Genomic DNA, 17,425 nt, shown 5'->3' with positions numbered 1-17,425 from the left:
GCACCTCGTGCAACGTTTATTGATTGTTAACGCCGACGACTTTGGTTTAAGCAAAGGGGTAAACTACGGCATCATTGAGGCCGCCCGTCATGGCGTGGTGACATCCACGACGGCAATGATGAACGCGCCCGCGATCGAGCACGGCGCAGAACTCAGCACAAGCGTCCCGCAACTGGGTGTAGGGCTACATTTTGTGCTTAGCTTTGGTTGCCCTTTGACCAACATGCCGTCGCTTGCTCGCGACGGTAAGTTTGGTAAATGGGTGTGGGAGGTAGCGGAGCAGGGCGCATTGAGTACTGAAGACGTAGAATGTGAACTGGCTTGTCAGTATCAGCGCTTTTTAGATGTTTTTGGCCGCGCGCCAACGCATATTGACAGCCATCACCACGTGCATTTGATCCCGCAAGTGTATGCCGTCGTAGCGAAGTTCGCGCATGATAAAGGCTTGCCGGTTCGCATCGATCGTGAGGTGGTGGAACAAAACCAGATTGCCCTCACCGACGAGCGTAGCAGCGATAGCTTTGCCAGTAATTTCTATGCCGAAAACGTGCAGGAAGCGTTTTTCTTGGACATTCTGGACAACGCTGTTACTCGCGACGAGCGGTCGATCGAAATTATGTGTCATCCGGGACTGGTTGATAAACCCCTCCAGCAAAGCCAGTATTGCTATCCGCGTCTGGACGAGCTTGACGTGCTGACTGCGCCTTCACTGAAAGCGGCGGTGAAAGCTCGGGGATTCAGACTGGGGAACTTTAGCGACCTGTAGAAGAGAAGACCGTAGCGAATGCTATGTTGCGCCGTAATGCCGGGTGGCGGCTTCGCCTTACCCGGCCTATGACGTTATCAATATCAGGCGTTGTCCATAACACGTAGGCCTGCGCAAGCGAAGCGCCGCCAGGCAAGGTGCGACGGAATAACATTTGTCAGTCATACCGGTTATTCAACTTCAACAGGTTGTCCATAACACGTAGGCCTGCGCAAGCGAAGCGCCGCCAGGCAAAAGGCCACGGTGTAACGTTGTCAGCGAGTTAAGACCGCAGCGCCAGCGCTGCGGTCTTCTGTTACGCCGGAATACTGGCGATTTTACTGCTACGTGACCATACCCGGTGGGCAGCCAGCAGAGTAATCAGTTCTTTTACCGTCGCCGCAGAAATACTGTCGGCTTCAACAATACCCTCTTCACCCTGAGCATCGACATTGAGCACGGTTTTAAACTCACGGGCATCGCCTGCCAGCACGATGGGTTTAAGGTGCTTGTAGGCTTCCAGCAGATAGTAATTCGCATCGCCGTTAGCTTTCAGGTTGGTAAGGTCGCCGCCAGGAACTACCACCGCATCAACCGTGAGCGAAGGCGCGCCCGCGAAGGTTGCCATAATATTCAGCGCCGAACCGTCATCCGCCTTGATTTCACCCATTCGGGAATACAGCAGTTTGGCATGCACGCCTTGCGCTTTCAGCCCTTTTAGCAGTGCCAGCAAATCAGCCGCCTTCACCTTATCGTTCAGTAATACGCCGACCACACGGCCCTTAACGTTGCCGCCGGGGATAGCATAAAGGCTCAATGAGGGATCTTTTTTCAGGCCGTTCACATCTGCTGGTGGGGTGATGGCGAGCTGTTCATCGCTCAGTGTCAGACCCAGGTTTTCTGCCACTCCCTGCGCCAGCTTGAGATCGATACGGGCCAGATGATCTACCACCCGCTCGCGAATATAAGGGCGGCTCACTTTACCCAGTTCGAAGCTGTAGGCGTCGATGATATGTTGCTGCTCGACCGGTGTCTGGCTATTCCAGAACAGGCGCGGGTGAGAATAATATTCCGCAAATGACGGGCTGCGCTCGCGCACTTTATTGCCATCAACACGTTCCTGATAGCTTTCAAAACCGCCACGTTTAGCTGCCGGTGGCGTTTCGCGCGGCCAGTTATCGTTAATCGAATTCGGTTCGTAGTTCGCCGGGTTGGTATCAATATCCATGCGATGCATCCCGTCCCGCTGGAAGTTATGATACGGGCAGGTAGGGCGGTTAATCGGGATCTCGTGGAAATTCGGCCCACCAAGGCGGCTGATTTGGGTATCGGTATAAGAGAATAAACGCCCCTGCAACAGCGGATCGTTAGAGAAGTCTATCCCCGGAACAATATGCCCTGGGTGGAAAGCGGCCTGTTCGTTTTCGGCAAAGAAGTTATCCGGGTTGCGATTCAGCACCATTTTACCAACCAGTTGTACCGGTACCAGTTCTTCCGGAATAAGTTTGGTTGGATCGAGCAAATCAAAGTCAAACTTAAACTCATCTTCTTCCGGGATCAGTTGTAATCCCAGTTCAAATTCAGGGTAATCGCCAGCCTCGATAGACTCCCACAGCTCACGGCGGTGGAAATCCGGATCGCGGCCTGTCAGCTTCTGGGATTCATCCCACACCATCGACGCTTTACCCGCCACCGGTTTCCAGTGGAAACGGACGAAGGTCGCCTTTCCATCTGCGTTAATAAGGCGGAAGGTGTGGATGCCAAAGCCTTCCATAGTACGCAGACTACGCGGCAGGCCGCGGTCAGACATCGCCCAGATGACGTTGTGCAGCGTTTCTGGTTGCAGTGAAACATAGTCCCAGAACGTATCGTGCGCTGAACCGCCCTGCGGAATAGCCCAGTGTGGTTCCGGTTTCACCGCATGCACAAAGTCAGGAAATTTATGGGCGTCCTGAATAAAGAACACCGGCGTGTTATTACCCACTAAATCGAAAATCCCTTCCTCGGTATAGAACTTGGTGGCAAAGCCGCGAATATCACGCACGGTATCTGCCGAGCCTGCGCCGCCCTGTACGGTAGAGAACCGCACGAATACCGGGGTTTTCTTTTGCGGATCGCTGAGGAAATCAGCTTTCGTAATATCACTCAAATCTTTATAGGGCTGAAAATAGCCATGCGCGGCAGAACCGCGGGCATGCACAATACGCTCAGGAATACGTTCGTGGTCAAAGTGGGTGATTTTTTCGCGCAGAATAAAGTCTTCAAGCAGCGTCGGGCCACGATTGCCGGCGCGCAATGAATTCTGGTCGTCGGCAATCTTGACGCCCTGGTTGGTCGTTAATGCCTGGTTTTCACTGCCTTTGCGGAAGGCTTCCAGCGCGGTAAGTTTATCACTTTCGACATCAGGTGCTTTCAAACTACCCGGCGCGGTAGGTTGTTCTCCGGGTGCGGTCGGTTTAGGGTCCGGCTGATGCGAACCATCTGCCGGTGCCAGAGAATCCAGACCCGGCTGCGCTTCTCTTTCATCATGGACGGGAGAAGGGTGATTTTTGCTGTTTTTATCATCTTTCGACATTGCGTAAGCCTCTTGTTTTCATCTCTGAAAATGGTCGTTCTTAGGTTAAAAACCTCTCTAACTATAGAACAATCTCAAAGGCAGGCACGGCGAAGGGGGAAAGAAGATAAGTCAATGCACACCTGACGCGACGTCAGGGTGACATTTCGGCTATCATAGCGTTTTGTTAGTGATCTCTTGTGAATGAACTGCTTATGAAAACGCTTCGACAACAAAATCGTCCTGTCATCAGCTACGTGCCTCGTGTTGAGCCCGCGCCGCCTGAACATGCGGTGAAGATGGAGGGTTTTCAGGACGTCTGGCTGCTGCGCGGGAAGTATGTTGCGTTTGTTCTGATGGGCGAGAAGTTTGCCCGCTCACAGGCATTCAGCGTGCCGGAATCCGCCCAGCGCTGGGCAACGCAGATGCGTCAGGAAGGTGAAATCGACGAGTAGATGGCGATGCCCGGCGAACCGGGCGAGGGCAATTGGCCGGGCAGTGTACCCGGCATGTTACTAGCGATGCGCCAGTTCTACTTCATCTTCACTGTTCAGAACGGCTTTATCGGTTTGCTTAAGCCACTGGCTGGTCAGCGTACCGGCGGTCATCGAACCACTTACGTTGAGTGCGGTGCGGCCCATATCAATCAGCGGCTCTACGGAAATTAACAGTGCCACCAGCGTAACCGGCAACCCCATAGCAGGCAGGACGATCAGTGCGGCAAAGGTGGCACCGCCGCCTACGCCCGCTACGCCTGCGGAACTTACCGTGACAATACCGACCAGCGTGGCAATCCACATCGGGTCCAGCGGATTAATGCCCACCGTTGGCGCAACCATTACCGCCAGCATCGCCGGGTACAGACCGGCACAACCATTTTGCCCGATCGTTGCGCCAAACGAGGCGGAGAAGCTGGCGATAGACTCCGGCACACCCAGACGACGCGTTTGCGCTTCAACATTCAGCGGAATGCTTGCGGCGCTGGAGCGGCTGGTGAACGCAAAAGTCAGGACCGGCCACACCTTACGGAAGTAGCGCAGCGGGCTGACGCCGTTGACGCCGAGCAGGAGGCCATGGACCACAAACATGATGGCAAGACCCAGATAAGAAGCGATAACAAAGCTCCCGAGCTTGATGATATCCTGAAGGTTAGATCCGGCCACCACTTTGGTCATCAGTGCCAGCACGCCGTACGGCGTCACCTGCATCACCAGACGTACCAGCTTCATGACCCAGCTTTGCAGCGTATCGATCGCCGTCAGAACCCGCTGGCCTTTTTCGACATCGTCTTTCAGCAACTTAAGTGCCGCCACGCCAAGGAACGCCGCGAAAATCACTACACTAATGATGGAGGTCGGATTGGCTCCTGTCAGATCAGCAAACGGGTTTTTCGGCACAAACGACAAAATAAGCTGCGGGACGGTCAGGTCGGCCACTTTACCGGCATAGTTAGTTTCAATGGCGTTAAGACGCGCCGTCTCGGCTGCCCCTTGAACCAGCCCTTCAGCAGAGAGGCCAAAGAGATTGGTGACCAGCACGCCCACTAAGGCCGCAATTAAGGTGGTAAACAGCAGCGTACCAATGGTCAGAACGCTGATTTTTCCCAACTGTGCCGCGTTATGCAGACGGGCCACCGCGCTCAGAATTGAGGCAAAGACCAGCGGCATGACGATCATTTGCAGCAACTGGACATAGCCGTTGCCAACCACGTTAAACCACTGGATTGAACTTTTCAGGACCGGGCTGTCATCGCCATAGATCAGCTGTAACGCCAGACCAAAGACCACGCCCAGCAGCAAACCCGCCAGCACTTTTTTTGCCAGACTCCACTGTTTGTGACGGGTTTGCCCCAGCACAAACAACAAAATCACGAACACGATAATGTTCGCTATTAATGGAAAATTCATCCCCGTTCTCCTGTTTATTATGGCCGGCTTAGAAACGCCGACTCAGATGGCGCAAGAGTAGCAGAAGTGTGATGGGGGTCTTATATCCAAATGGAATGGCTTATAACTTTACATGTCAATCGCGCCACTAATGGCTTAATTGATGATTTATCATACGATAAAAGTTTGTTTGCAGGGCGTTAATCATTCCGGATGACCAGCGTACCGCGCTGTTATCCGGCAGATTTTGCGGCATCCAGATAGCCCAGGCAAACAGCGCCATACACAGGACGCGCTCAAGTTGATTACCTTTTCGCGGGGCCAGGATAGGCAAACGAAAACGCCAGCGACAGGGCCATAGCAGAGGGACGCCTGCGGGCGTGAGCATGTCGGCAAGAATATGACTCAGATAGCCCAGCACCAGTCCCTGAACCGCGTCTGCAGGGATAACCCAACTTTCCGGCACCTTTAAATAACACAGCGTCAGGCCGCCGAACACGGCCAACAAACTATGGGTAAAACCACGATGACCAAACGCTCGCGCTACCGGTTTGGAGATCCACCTCAGCCGCTGGCCAAGAAAAGACTGTGGATGATCGATATCCGGCAAAAGACAGGTCAAAATGGCCGATGGAATGATATGCCACCAGTCGCCTTGCGCGAGCACGGGCGTAAGCTCGGCATTTTTGGCAAAAACCGCGCAGGCGATGGAAAAAAGAAGGTGGCCTTCCGCCGTCATGATGATCACTGGACTCGCTAAACTGTCGATTCATCCAGTATAGGGTTTTTATACAGTATGTGAAAGAGGTGACGTTGTAACTCAATGTCACAATTTACGTAGCAGGGCGGCGACCGCGCCTTGCCCTGCCTGTGGAATCTTAAATATCAATGTAGTATTTACGATTTGTAGGCCTGTGCAAGCGCCGCGCCGCCAGGCAGGATGCCTGCTGTAATTAACCGCGCAGATGCTGGCTTGTCAGCTCATTTAGCGATGCCAGTTTAACGTTCGCCAGCGCATAGCGCGGATCGTGCTGAGCGTCTGCGGCAGGAACCACAATTGAGCGCATACGTGCCGCTTTGGTGGCAATCATCCCGTTTACCGAATCTTCCAGTGTGACGCAAGTAAGCGGGTCGACGCCTAACTTTGCCGCGCAATCGAGATAGACCTGAGGGTGCGGCTTGCTGTAAGGCAGTTTCTCGGCGGAGGCCAGTGCATCAAAATCGTCGCGCAAATCAAACATCGTCAGTACATTTTCCAGCATGTGCAGCGGGGAGGCTGACGCCAGGCCGATTTTAAGGCCTTCCGCTTTACACAGCGCTACTGCCTCACGTACGCCGGGCAACAGCGGACGCGCATCTTCCACCAGGTTTATCGTGCGGCGAATAATTCGCGCCGTCACTTCCTCACGGCCTGGACCATTCCATGGCTGCTGGGCGTACCACAGATCCACAACCATATCGATGCGTAATCCCAGCAGGTCGGGCAGCTCATCGCGCCGCGAAATATCCACGCCCAGGCTCTCCATGACCTCCAGTTCCGCCCGATCCCACAATGGCTCGGAATCAATAAGTAAACCATCCATATCAAAAATTGCGGCGAGAATTTGTCGCTTAACTGTCATTGCACCCCTCCTCAGGAGTCATATCGTACGGCGTAGTAAGTCTGAGTATGGGTTGTTATAGCATATTGCTTTTAAAAATCGGGCGAAAACTGGCAGCAGCGGGTAGAATTAGCAGCGATAACAAAGCGTCTCTATAAGGGGAATCCATGACGTATCAACAAGCTGGACGCATCGCAATCATTAAACGGATTGCGGGTTGGGTAATATTCATTCCAGCAGTCGTTTCTACGCTAATCTCGGTTCTGAAATTCATGTATGCGCACAGCGAAAAGCAGGCAGGGATCAACGCTGTAATGCTGGACTTTGCACACGTGATGATTGAAATGATGCGTTTTAATACGCCGTTCCTGAATTTTTTCTGGTACAACTCGCCACAGCCGGAGTTCAGTCATGGTCTCAACGTGACGTTCTGGGTCATTTTTGCGCTAATCTTCATTGGTCTGGCATTGCAGGCCTCCGGTGCGCGGATGAGTCGTCAGGCCCGTTTCCTGCGGGAAGGGGTTGAAGACCAGATGATCCTGGAAAACGCGAAAGGCGCGGATGGCATGACCCGTCAGCAAATTGAATCGCGGATTGTGGTGCCGCGTCATACCATCTTCCTGCAAATTGTGCCGCTGTACATCACACCGATTGTCGTCATTATTATCGGCTATTTTTTCTTTTCGCTGCTGGGCTTTATTTAACATACCCGCCCGGCTTCAATACCGGGCGAACCGTTACACGGCGGGCAGCGGTCGCGGTTTACCTTCGCTGTCTACTGCCACATAAATAAAGAGCGCCTCAGTCGCTTTATAACGCTGGCCGATCGGCTCCGAAGAAACCTTTTTTACCCACACTTCAACGTTAATGTTTACTGAGGTATTGCCTCGTTTCACGCAGCGAGCGTAGCAGCACACCACATCGCCGACCGCCACCGGGCGCAAAAATGTCATGCCATCGACCCGCACGGTCACGACCCGACCCTGAGCGATTTCTTTGGCCTGAATTGCGCCGCCCATATCCATCTGCGACATCAGCCAGCCGCCAAAAATATCTCCGTTCGCATTGGTGTCGGCAGGCATTGCCAGCGTACGTAGTACCAGTTCACCCTGCGGCGCATCGTTTGTGGTTGTCATTGTGGTTCCAACATTGCGTTATTGCTATTCGGGCAAATGCTACTACGAAAGGGCAATAGTGAGAATGGGCAAGCGCGAGAGATTATGCCTCCGCGCACCATTAGCCAGCGAAGAGGTAGGTCAAGAAAAAGCGTGGGGCTTATTGCGACAGCTTTCACGGTATCTGAGTAATGATCCCCCTGCCTATATAGCCTGCTTCCCAGAGAAGAAATTCAGTCCCTGTTTTAAGATAAGGCAATACGATATCGGCTGACAAAAATGCGATCTCTACATCCTTTATGGTTTCGCCTGGATAAATATCTCTGCCAATTAGGTTGACAAATATTCGGCAGTCCCAGCCATAAGCGGCTAAGGCTTCAATATCTTTAAAATAAAGCGGGCAGCCAAACGGTCGGGCGGCAAGCAGCGGGAGGCGTCTTCCGCCCTCATCTGTGCTGTAAAGCTGGAGGGTGGTCCGGATGGCTCTCATGGCGTTAGTTGGGATTCAGGACGATATTCATATCGTGTTCACCGCCCCTCATTGAGAACGTTGATAACAGTGCCGTAGCCAATGATTTTGCTCATCTCTCTTACTTCAAATCTGTCGCCGCTTTTAATCATGTGACCGATAAATTCCCAGCTCACAAAGGTGATCGTGGTCATTATAGATTCGCCTGGATAGTGTAGACAGTCATCATCATAGTGATGTTTGCCGCTGACCAGATAAGGGATGTTATCGAATTTGTGATGAGGGAAATAACCACTTCCGATGCCATTCACTTTAGGCAAGGGAATGTTTTCGGCTAATCTGAAAACCGCTAATACGTGTTCCATGGCGAATCCCGGTAATTATCGACAATATTATTCAGTATGACGTCACGCGAGTCGCTATTTTTTGTGCGAAATCAGCGTAAGCAACAAGAGGGATACTTGACGCATTTATTGCAAAAGTGAAGGGAATAGTGCAGCCGGACGGGCGACGCCGCCCGGCGAGAAAGATGGCGTACCTGTCTTACGGTTTGTCATCCTGCGGCATGTGTCGGTAAATATACACTCCGCTCAACAGGGTAAATACCAGCGTCAGCGCCGTCAGGCCGAAGACCTTGAAATTAACCCAGATATTTTGCGGTAGCCAAAAAGCAATGTAGATATTCGCCAGGCCGCAGAGAATGAAAAACAGCGCCCAGGCAATATTCAGTCTCGACCACACCGCAGCAGGCAGCGTAAGTTCTTTACCCAGCATGCGCTGGATCAAGGGCTTTTTCATTACCCACTGGCTGAAGAGCAGCGCGCCAGCAAACAGCGCGTAAATAACGGTGACTTTCCATTTGATAAACTCATCGTTATGGAAGAAGAGCGTTAACCCGCCGAAGACCGCCACCAGCACAAAGGTAATCAGCGCCATTTTTTCGACCCGACGATAGCGGACCCAGCTGTAAATGAGTACCACGGCGGTGGCAATAATCAGCGCCGTGGTCGCCATGTAGATATCGTACAGCTTGTAGAAGGCAAAAAAGACCACCAGAGGTAAAAAATCCAGAAACTGCTTCATACAACGATTCCGTGATAATGACGCTCATCAGACGAGCGACAGGGTTAAGGACGAATAAGCATGTACAGGCGAAAAAGATAAATGAGCAGCATCGCGGAAATCAGATTGCTCAGAGTGTTAGCGACAATAGCTCCCGGCAGTGGCGTCAACACCGCAAAATGCGAGGCCAGCATCAGCAGCAGCGTTTTAGCCAACAGCCAGCAAATAATCGCCGGGGCGACAATACGCATATTGGCCCAGGCCAGACGCATACTGGCACGCATTGCGGCAAAAATTCCCATTTTATCCTGCACGATCATTACCGGGGCAAAGGCCAGTACGATGGCCAGAATTACCCCCGGCACCACAATAAGCATTACGCCAATCTGCACCAAAAACGTGGTGAGCAGGATCAGCAAAAACAGCTTAGGCAGCACCGGGGCGCTGGCACCAATGGCGCGCAGGGCGCTGACGGGCTGCCCGGCCGAAATCATCTGGATCAGCAGCAGTACCCCGCCTGCCAGTAGCGCATTGCCAACCAGCCCGGAAAATGTCGAGACTGCCGACGCGTGGAGTAATACTTGTTGCTGCTCCGGCGTCATGCTCTGCACCAGTTCAAATAATCCACCGCTACCGGCCAGATTGTCACCCTCACTCAGGATTGAAAGCTGCTCTTCACCAGGTGAAAAAGCATGGCCAAGTACCACCGTGATAAACGCACACAACAAAGCAATCAGCAAAATAGTAATGAACTGATTACGAAAAAAATTACCCGTGTCACGGTAAACGGACTTTGCCGTGATAGACATGCACTCTCCTTGAGTTTGGCAGGTGTTATTAAGCGCATGATTGTACCCTGGATAACTCATCAGTGGCAGCATCAGGAAAAGTAAGTATTGGTGGGTCTTTGTAAAGGGGCGGTAAGTGGTAGTGTGCTCTGGCACGCAGGCAGGCCTCGTTAAGTTCGCCATTTTCACCTGACATGACAAATTCGCGGCAGGTTGACGGTCGATTTTCATAGATCGTACAGCATGTCGCCTCGCCGGGTTCACCCTGCAACGCAATACAGCGGGGATCTTTCTGATAGGTGCCGCGCATGCAGCGCAGAAAGGGGGAAACCGGCTCGGTAAGGGCCACCGGGACGTTACCATAAGCATCGTCGCCCTCGGACCAGTAAAAGGAAACACGAAAATACGCACAACAGGCACCGCACGTCATGCACGGGTTTATATCGCTCATAACACACCTGAAAACGCACTCAAATTATCACCAGAAGTAAGGTAGGCCTCTGATGCGTCAGGCGCAATAGGACCATGGCAAATTATTTTTGGCACTCATTGTCATCAAAATTGACGTGGTTTGGCGAAACGGGATTGTGTCGAGTCTGTAAAAATTAATCCAGATCAATAAAGGTTAAATCTCAGGATTAAATGTGATCTAAGTTGGATCACTTTTACTTCTTTGTAGGTATATTTGCCGCGCCTGATAAAACCATAACGATGGAGTGGATATGAAAAAAATTGCGGTGGCGGCATTAATCTTAAGCAGTCTCTCTGGTGGTACAGCATGGGCGCACGAGGCGGGTGAGTTTTTCATTCGCGCCGGGTCAGCAACGGTACGACCAACTGAAGGTTCAGATAACGTGCTGCAGAGCCTTGGTGGTTTCAACGTTGATAATAATACCCAGCTTGGCCTGACATTTACCTGGATGGCAACGGATAACGTGGGGGTAGAACTGCTCGCCGCCACGCCGTTTCGTCATAAAGTAGGCACCGGGCCAACAGGCGATATTGCGACGGTGCACCATTTGCCGCCTACCTTAATGGCGCAGTGGTATTTTGGCGATGCCAGCAGCAAGGTCCGGCCTTATATCGGCGCGGGCGTGAATTACACGACTTTTTTTGATGAAAGCTTTAATGATACCGGCAAGGCTGCCGGGCTGTCCGATCTCAGCCTGAAAGACTCCTGGGGGGCGGCAGGCCAGGTCGGGCTGGATTACCTTATTAACCGTGACTGGCTGATTAACATGTCGGTCTGGTATATGGATATTGATACCGAAGTGAAGTTTAAAGCGGGGGGCGTACAGCAGAATGTTGACACCCGTCTCGACCCGTGGGTATTCATGTTCTCAGCCGGGTATCGTTTTTAATTTTTTGTTACAAACTGGCCGCGAGCGGCCAGTTCCTTGTTTTATATCTATTCAGATTTAACTATAAAGGCTTTTTATGCGATGAAGAGCATAACAGGCACACTTTGATAATGCGCATTCATACAGAAGGGTTATTATCGCCGTTTGAGTTTTTCCTTAATTTGTCCTTAAGTAGTGACGGCATATGACACTGAAAACGCAATTTTCCGCAGCAGCATTTTTTCTGCTCCTGCTGGCAGTCCTGTTTCCCTTTGCGGCAGATTTACATCTGCCTCTGCTTCACGGTGAAGTCGTGGAATGGATTGAAAACGGCCAGGCGCTGTGGCTGCTGTTTGGCGCTGTTTTTACCGCGTCTTATATTAAGCCATTATCGCTTGAAAAGGGGTCCAGGCAGTTCTGGCTGTGGGCGGTAGTATGGTGGGTGGTATTGCTGGGAAGAAGCACCAGTTGGGGACGGGACTATTTCCCGCATGAACCCAAACTGGTATTCAGGACGATTTCGGTGATCCTGATCGCCGCACTGGCGCTGCCGATTCTTCTGTCCTCAACCTTACGCAAAGAGATTGCCCTGAAATTGCGCACCGCGGAAATATCGCTGTGGATGGCGCTTGTGGTGGTGATCACTTTCTTGATTTCTGACTCAGTAGAACATCATCGCCTGCTTGCACCGTGGTTTTTGCACGCCAGACAGTATCAGGATTTGATTGAAGAACTCTATGAGATCCCCTTTATGGTGGGCTTGTTCTTTATTACCTGGGACCTGATGAAAAACGAGAAGCGGGGCGCTCCGCTTTCCGTGGCGCATGCCAGCCGCTAAAAAAAAGCCCGCATTAAAGGCGGGCAAGTCATACTGGAAGCAATGTGAGCAATGTCGTACCGAATACCTGAGTATTTAGCTCAACTATTCGGTAGTGAGAAAGATAATCTTTATCATCTTCAGAATCAACCCCTTCTTTTGTGCGGATGTCAGGGCAAGGTAAATACCGTGCGTTTTTTACTGTCGTCCACGGCCCAGGCTGCGCTGACTTCTGCCAGGGGAGCGGGTGTCGTGGCGATCGTAAACCCGCCCGGAACAGCAGCCTCAAACATCCGTGCCGTCGCTGAAACCAGTTCTGCCATCGACAGGCTGCCGATGCCGCTCCCCATCAGTTGAAGGGGGGATGCCCGCAGCACTGTCCCCGGAAGGGAAATATCAGCGCCGGACAGTGAGCCAACCTGTATAAAGCGCACGGGGTGAGTCGATGGACTATGTTTTGCCAGCGTGGTCAGGATATGCCGGGCACTCTCCCCCCATAGGTAATCAATCACCACATCAATCTGTTCGCTGGCATGCTCTGCCAGTTGTTCTGGCATATCCTCCGTCCCGAGCAGCAGCGTATGATCTGCACCACAGCATTCCAGTGCAGCCGGATTACGTCCGCTGGCAATGATCTTTTTCGCCCCAAGGTGGCGGGCGATTTGTACTGCCAATTGCCCTGCGCTACCGGTGGCACCGTTAATCAATACCGTTTCTCCCGGCTGAAATCTGGCGCGATTCACCAGCGCCGCCCAGGCCGACATGCCAGGATTACCCATTGCGGCTGCATCGACAGAGGAAAGCGTTTCAGGCAGCGGCAGGCAATGTTCAGCGGGTACCAGCGTCCATTCCGCCATACTGCCCCAGGGCGCGACCGGCATAACGAACCAGACGCGCTCGCCCTGTTCGGTAAGACCCACGCCGTCAATCCCGGGGATAAAAGGCTGGGTAGCGCTGAAACTATAATGCTTACCCGCCGCACGGCTTTTAGCCACATGACTGATTGCTGCCGCCTGAACCTGAATAAGCCGATTGTCGGCACTCGCTTGCGGGGCAGGAAAGTCCCCATATACGGGGCCTGTAGTAGGGTCATACACCACTGCTGCTTTCATTGGTCTTCCTCCGTCTGGCTGTTATGTGTAAAATGCACATATCTACCCACGGCACTATACTCTGCTGGATTTTATATGCAAGATGCACATAAAAGTTATGACATTACCGATTTTCATGGCGCGCTACTGGATATCATCAGCGTCATGAATCATCCCTTGCGCGACGAAATTCTGCTGAACGAAGCGAATGTCCGTCTCGATCAAACGCTTTTCCCTCTGTTAGTCACCATCGGTCGGTATGGGCCAGTGGGCGTTGTTGAGCTGGCGGCCCGGTTGGGCAGGGACTACACCACCGTGAGTCGTCAGATAAAACGGCTGGAAGGTCTTGCGCTGGTAAACAAGCAGCCAGCGGCGCATGACAGACGCGTTAGTGAGGTGACCGTTGCGCCGCAGGGTGACGCTCTGCTGAACAATATTAATCAGGCCCGCCAGCGATTAATGAACCGGATTTTTAGGCAATGGTCGCCGCAGGACGTGGATGCACTTTTTCGCCTGGTGCGTAAATATGCGAACTGCGTGAAGGGGGAAGCCCTGTCCGACCCGCAGGCCGGACAGCGTTAACATCAGATATGCGGCGTGGCCGCTTTCATTTTCTGCACAAACCCGTTGAGTTCACTGAGCATTTTCTCAGGCGCGTTGAGGTTATTTTCAATGATTTTAACGATTGCCGAGCCGGAGATTGCGCCTGCTGCACCAGCATGAATGGCGGCGGTCACCTGTTCCGGCGCGGAGATACCGAATCCCTGCAGCGGCGGTGCCGCATGGTATTCGGTCAGCTTCTCCACCAGGTGGTGCAGCGGCAGTGCAGCCTGTTTTTCCGCACCGGTCACGCCAGCACGCGAAAGCAGATAGGTGTAGCCCCGGCCATGTGAGGCTATCTGGCGCAGCAGGTCATCATCCGCATTCGGCGGGCAAATAAAAATAGGCGCAACGTTGTGGCGCAGCGCGGCCTGGCGAAAGGGAGTGGACTCTTCAATGGGAACATCAGCGACCAGCACTGAATCCACGCCAACACGGGCGCAGGCAGCGTAAAATTCATCAATGCCGCGGCTGAAGACCAGGTTGGCGTACATCAGCAGGCCGATGGGAATATGCGGATACTTCTGGCGAATGGTTGCCAGCATTTCAAAGCACTGGCCCGGCGTGACGCCCGAGGCAAACGCACGCAGGGTCGCATTCTGAATGGTCGGGCCATCCGCCAGCGGATCGGAGAACGGAATACCCAGCTCAAGCGCATCCGCACCCGCTTCAATCAGCGTATCAATAATCTTCAGCGACTGTTCGGGAGAGGGATCGCCAAGGGTCACGAATGGCACAAATGCGCCTTCCCGGCGGTCTTTCAGTCTGGCAAATAACTGTTCATAGCGTTCCATCAGATTTCCCCTCGCGCTTTCAGAATGTCGTGTACGGTGAAAATGTCTTTATCGCCGCGACCGGAGAGGTTAACCACCAGTAGCTGCTCTTTTTCAGGATTATCGCGCATCATTTTCAGCGCATGGGCAAGCGCGTGAGACGATTCCAGCGCCGGAATGATCCCTTCTTCACGACATAACGCTTTGAATGCGTCCAGCGCTTCGTCATCGGTGATGGAGACATAATCAGCGCGCCCGGTGCTGTTCAGGTAAGCGTGCTGCGGGCCAACGGACGGGAAATCCAGACCAGCAGAAATGGAATAAGATTCTTCGATTTGTCCGTCTTCGGTCTGCATCATCGGCGATTTCATGCCGAAGTAGATACCTACGCGACCATGTTTTAGCGGCGCACCGTGCTCGCCCGTTTCGATGCCGTGACCGGCAGGCTCTACGCCGATAAGTCCAACGCTGGCTTCTTCAATAAAATCCGCAAACATGCCAATGGCGTTCGAACCACCGCCGACGCAGGCGATAACGGCATCCGGCAGACGACCTTCTTTTTCGCGGATCTGCACTTTCGTCTCTTCGCCGATCATGCGCTGAAATTCACGCACGATAGTCGGGAACGGGTGCGGACCTGCGGCGGTGCCGAGCATATAGTGCGCAGTATCATAACTGCCGGACCAGTCGCGCAGGGCCTCGTTACAGGCGTCTTTCAGCGTCGCGGAGCCGCTATATACCGGAATGACTTCCGCGCCCATCAGCCGCATACGGAACACGTTTGGCGACTGGCGCTCAACATCTTTCGCCCCCATATAGATGCGACACTTCAGCCCCAGCAACGCGCTGGCGAGTGCCGAGGCAACGCCATGCTGGCCTGCGCCGGTTTCGGCGATGATTTCCGTTTTGCCCATCCGTTTGGCCAGCAGTGCCTGTCCGAGCACCTGGTTGGTTTTATGCGCGCCGCCGTGCAGCAGATCTTCACGCTTAAGATACAGCGTGGTCTTTGTGCCGGCAGTAAGGTTCTGGCATTTGGTCAGCGCGGTCGGACGGCCGGCATAATTTTTTAACAGGTCGGTAAACTGCGCCTGAAATTCAGGATCTTTCTGCGCGCTGACGAAGGCTTCTTCCAGCTGGCGCAGGGCAGGCATCAGGATCTGCGGCACATACATGCCACCAAACTCACCGAAGTACGGGTTTAATAATGTAGTCATCGTCACTTCCTTAATAAGCGCGCAGCGTCTGAAATACCGAGGCCAGTTTGCTGGCATCTTTTTTACCCGGTGCAGATTCTACGCCAGAATTAAAATCAAGCCCGGCACAGCCGGTGCCTGCGGCGCTAACGCAGTTGTCGGGACCAAGCCCGCCTGCCAGCAGGACATTGCTCAGGTCCTGGCCCGCCAGCAGCGACCAGTCGAATGACTGACCGCTACCGCCCTGGCCATTATCAAAAATGTATTTATCAACGTGGTTAAAATGGCGCGCAGGCAGGGTGTTGCTTACGCTCAGCGCTTTCCAGACCGCCACGTCAGCGGGCAGGGCGGCGCGCAGGCGGGTGATGTAATCCTGGTCTTCGTCGCCGTGCAGTTGCACTGCAGCAAGCGCCAGCGTCTGCGCCGTCGCCGCCACCTGCTCGACTGGTGCATTGCGGAACACGCCGACATAGTGCAGTGGCGCACCCGCCATCACGTTACGCGCCTGAGCCTCACTGACCGCACGCGGCGAGGACGGTACGAAAATCAATCCGCCATAGATTGCCCCTGCCTCATGAGCCGCCTGCGCATCTTCAGCGCGGGTCAGGCCGCAGACTTTGTTTTCACCGAGCAGAACCCGCAACACGGCGGCGTTAAGATCGTCATGCGACATCAGCGCCGAGCCAATCAGAAAACCATTGGCGAAACGGCTTAGCTCACGGATCTGCGCGTGGGTAGTAATGCCGGATTCGCTGATCACCGTCACGCCGTGACCCAGGCGCGGGGCCAGTTCGCGGGTGCGGTTGAGATCGATAGACAAATCGCGCAGGTCACGGTTATTAATACCGACCACTTTCGCTTCCAGCGCAATCGCCCGCTCCAGTTCTTCCTCGTTACTGACTTCCGTCAGCACGCCCATCTTCAGGCTATGCGCAACGGCAGCCAGCTGGCGATACTGTTCGTCATCCAGCACGGAGAGCATCAGCAGGCAGGCATCGGCCTGATAATAGCGTGCGAGGTAGATCTGGTAAGGATCGATAATAAAATCCTTGCACAAAATTGGCTGCGGCGCGATGCCGCTGACAATGGGCAGAAAATCAAAGCTGCCCTGAAAATATTTTTCATCGGTTAATACCGAAATGGCGGAGGCATGATGTTTATAGATCCCGGCGATACGCGCAGGATCGAAATCATCACGGATCACCCCTTTTGACGGAGACGCCTTCTTACACTCCAGAATAAACGCGGTGCGAGCGCCCTGTAAGGCGGCGTAAAAATCGCGCTGGCTGGCAACCACCTCATTCTGAAAGCTTGCCAGCGGCTGCTGCTGTTTACGGTTTTCTACCCATATCGTCTTGTCGGCGACGATTTTCGCTAAAACGGTTTGCATC

Annotated in this window: 19 protein-coding genes; 6 read left to right on the top strand and 13 right to left on the bottom strand. The window is 53.3% G+C overall.

What is annotated here, in order from left to right:
• The first annotated feature begins 7 nt into the window (after window positions 1-7).
• On the top strand, window positions 8-766 hold the full coding sequence (gene chbG / locus CHU32_RS03255; RefSeq protein ID WP_103677737.1) for a chitin disaccharide deacetylase: 759 nt from the start codon (window positions 8-10) through the stop codon (window positions 764-766).
• A gap of 295 nt (window positions 767-1,061) precedes the next feature.
• On the opposite strand, the gene katE is transcribed toward chbG, so the two are convergent.
• Window positions 1,062-3,320 carry a catalase HPII gene (gene katE, locus CHU32_RS03250; RefSeq protein WP_103676573.1) on the bottom strand — a complete coding sequence of 753 codons (2,259 nt, stop codon included), beginning with the start codon at window positions 3,318-3,320 and terminating at the stop codon, window positions 1,062-1,064.
• Window positions 3,321-3,514: 194 nt separating this feature from the next.
• Between katE and cedA the strand changes: the two genes are divergently transcribed.
• Window positions 3,515-3,754, top strand: a complete 240-nt coding sequence (gene cedA, locus CHU32_RS03245; protein ID WP_245880176.1) for a cell division activator CedA — start codon at window positions 3,515-3,517, stop codon at window positions 3,752-3,754.
• 60 nt (window positions 3,755-3,814) lie between these two features.
• Here the strand turns inward: cedA and CHU32_RS03240 are convergent, their stop codons facing one another.
• From CHU32_RS03240 to hxpB, 3 genes are all read right to left on the bottom strand, one after another.
• The gene (locus CHU32_RS03240; protein ID WP_103676571.1) at window positions 3,815-5,206 is read right to left on the bottom strand and encodes an L-cystine transporter; all 1,392 of its coding nucleotides are present in this window, start codon (window positions 5,204-5,206) and stop codon (window positions 3,815-3,817) included.
• Window positions 5,207-5,333: 127 nt separating this feature from the next.
• Entirely contained in the window at window positions 5,334-5,924 is a 591-nt protein-coding gene (locus CHU32_RS03235) for a metal-dependent hydrolase (protein WP_103676570.1), read from the bottom strand.
• A 214-nt stretch (window positions 5,925-6,138) separates the two neighbouring features.
• A complete protein-coding gene (gene hxpB / locus CHU32_RS03230; protein WP_103676569.1) occupies window positions 6,139-6,807 on the bottom strand; it encodes a hexitol phosphatase HxpB in 669 nt (222 codons plus the stop codon).
• Between the two features lie 146 nt (window positions 6,808-6,953).
• On the opposite strand from hxpB, the gene CHU32_RS03225 reads away from it, so the two are divergent.
• On the top strand, window positions 6,954-7,490 hold the full coding sequence (locus CHU32_RS03225) for a YniB family protein (protein WP_103676568.1): 537 nt from the start codon (window positions 6,954-6,956) through the stop codon (window positions 7,488-7,490).
• Window positions 7,491-7,523: 33 nt separating this feature from the next.
• Here CHU32_RS03225 and yciA read toward each other — a convergent pair whose 3' ends face one another.
• From yciA to CHU32_RS03195, 5 genes are all read right to left on the bottom strand, one after another.
• Window positions 7,524-7,922, bottom strand: coding sequence for an acyl-CoA thioester hydrolase YciA (gene yciA, locus CHU32_RS03220; protein ID WP_103676567.1), 399 nt, complete (start codon window positions 7,920-7,922; stop codon window positions 7,524-7,526).
• A 507-nt stretch (window positions 7,923-8,429) separates the two neighbouring features.
• Window positions 8,430-8,735 (bottom strand): hypothetical protein, encoded by a 306-nt coding sequence (locus CHU32_RS03210; RefSeq protein WP_103676565.1) that lies wholly within the window; start codon window positions 8,733-8,735, stop codon window positions 8,430-8,432.
• Between the two features lie 178 nt (window positions 8,736-8,913).
• Window positions 8,914-9,453, bottom strand: a complete 540-nt coding sequence (locus CHU32_RS03205; RefSeq protein ID WP_103676564.1) for a septation protein A — start codon at window positions 9,451-9,453, stop codon at window positions 8,914-8,916.
• Between the two features lie 44 nt (window positions 9,454-9,497).
• On the bottom strand, window positions 9,498-10,241 hold the full coding sequence (locus tag CHU32_RS03200; RefSeq protein WP_103676563.1) for a YciC family protein: 744 nt from the start codon (window positions 10,239-10,241) through the stop codon (window positions 9,498-9,500).
• 28 nt (window positions 10,242-10,269) lie between these two features.
• Entirely contained in the window at window positions 10,270-10,671 is a 402-nt protein-coding gene (locus CHU32_RS03195) for a YkgJ family cysteine cluster protein (protein WP_103676562.1), read from the bottom strand.
• Between the two features lie 271 nt (window positions 10,672-10,942).
• Here CHU32_RS03195 and ompW point away from each other — a divergent pair, with 271 nt between their 5' ends.
• Both ompW and CHU32_RS03185 read left to right on the top strand, forming a co-directional pair.
• Window positions 10,943-11,581, top strand: a complete 639-nt coding sequence (gene ompW / locus CHU32_RS03190; RefSeq protein ID WP_103676561.1) for an outer membrane protein OmpW — start codon at window positions 10,943-10,945, stop codon at window positions 11,579-11,581.
• 184 nt (window positions 11,582-11,765) lie between these two features.
• Entirely contained in the window at window positions 11,766-12,398 is a 633-nt protein-coding gene (locus CHU32_RS03185; RefSeq protein ID WP_103676560.1) for a hypothetical protein, read from the top strand.
• Between the two features lie 149 nt (window positions 12,399-12,547).
• Here the strand turns inward: CHU32_RS03185 and CHU32_RS03180 are convergent, their stop codons facing one another.
• The gene (locus tag CHU32_RS03180; protein ID WP_103676559.1) at window positions 12,548-13,489 is read right to left on the bottom strand and encodes a quinone oxidoreductase family protein; all 942 of its coding nucleotides are present in this window, start codon (window positions 13,487-13,489) and stop codon (window positions 12,548-12,550) included.
• Between the two features lie 75 nt (window positions 13,490-13,564).
• Here CHU32_RS03180 and CHU32_RS03175 point away from each other — a divergent pair, with 75 nt between their 5' ends.
• A complete protein-coding gene (locus tag CHU32_RS03175) occupies window positions 13,565-14,050 on the top strand; it encodes a MarR family winged helix-turn-helix transcriptional regulator (RefSeq protein WP_103676558.1) in 486 nt (161 codons plus the stop codon).
• Window positions 14,051-14,052: 2 nt separating this feature from the next.
• On the opposite strand, the gene trpA is transcribed toward CHU32_RS03175, so the two are convergent.
• The 3 genes from trpA to trpCF are packed head-to-tail and all read right to left on the bottom strand — an operon-like array spanning window position 14,053 to window position 17,424.
• The gene (trpA, locus tag CHU32_RS03170) at window positions 14,053-14,862 is read right to left on the bottom strand and encodes a tryptophan synthase subunit alpha (RefSeq protein ID WP_103676557.1); all 810 of its coding nucleotides are present in this window, start codon (window positions 14,860-14,862) and stop codon (window positions 14,053-14,055) included.
• Entirely contained in the window at window positions 14,862-16,055 is a 1,194-nt protein-coding gene (gene trpB, locus CHU32_RS03165; RefSeq protein ID WP_103676556.1) for a tryptophan synthase subunit beta, read from the bottom strand. Before trpB ends, trpA begins: the two co-directional genes overlap by 1 nt.
• A gap of 10 nt (window positions 16,056-16,065) precedes the next feature.
• The gene (gene trpCF / locus CHU32_RS03160; protein ID WP_103676581.1) at window positions 16,066-17,424 is read right to left on the bottom strand and encodes a bifunctional indole-3-glycerol-phosphate synthase TrpC/phosphoribosylanthranilate isomerase TrpF; all 1,359 of its coding nucleotides are present in this window, start codon (window positions 17,422-17,424) and stop codon (window positions 16,066-16,068) included.
• Between the last annotated feature and the right edge of the window lies 1 nt (window position 17,425).

The sequence above is a fragment of the Superficieibacter electus genome (genome assembly GCF_002915575.1).
In the GTDB taxonomy this organism is placed as follows: domain Bacteria; phylum Pseudomonadota; class Gammaproteobacteria; order Enterobacterales; family Enterobacteriaceae; genus Superficieibacter; species Superficieibacter electus.
Note: the sequence above shows the minus strand (reverse complement) of the source record. Positions and strands in the feature narration are given on the sequence as shown.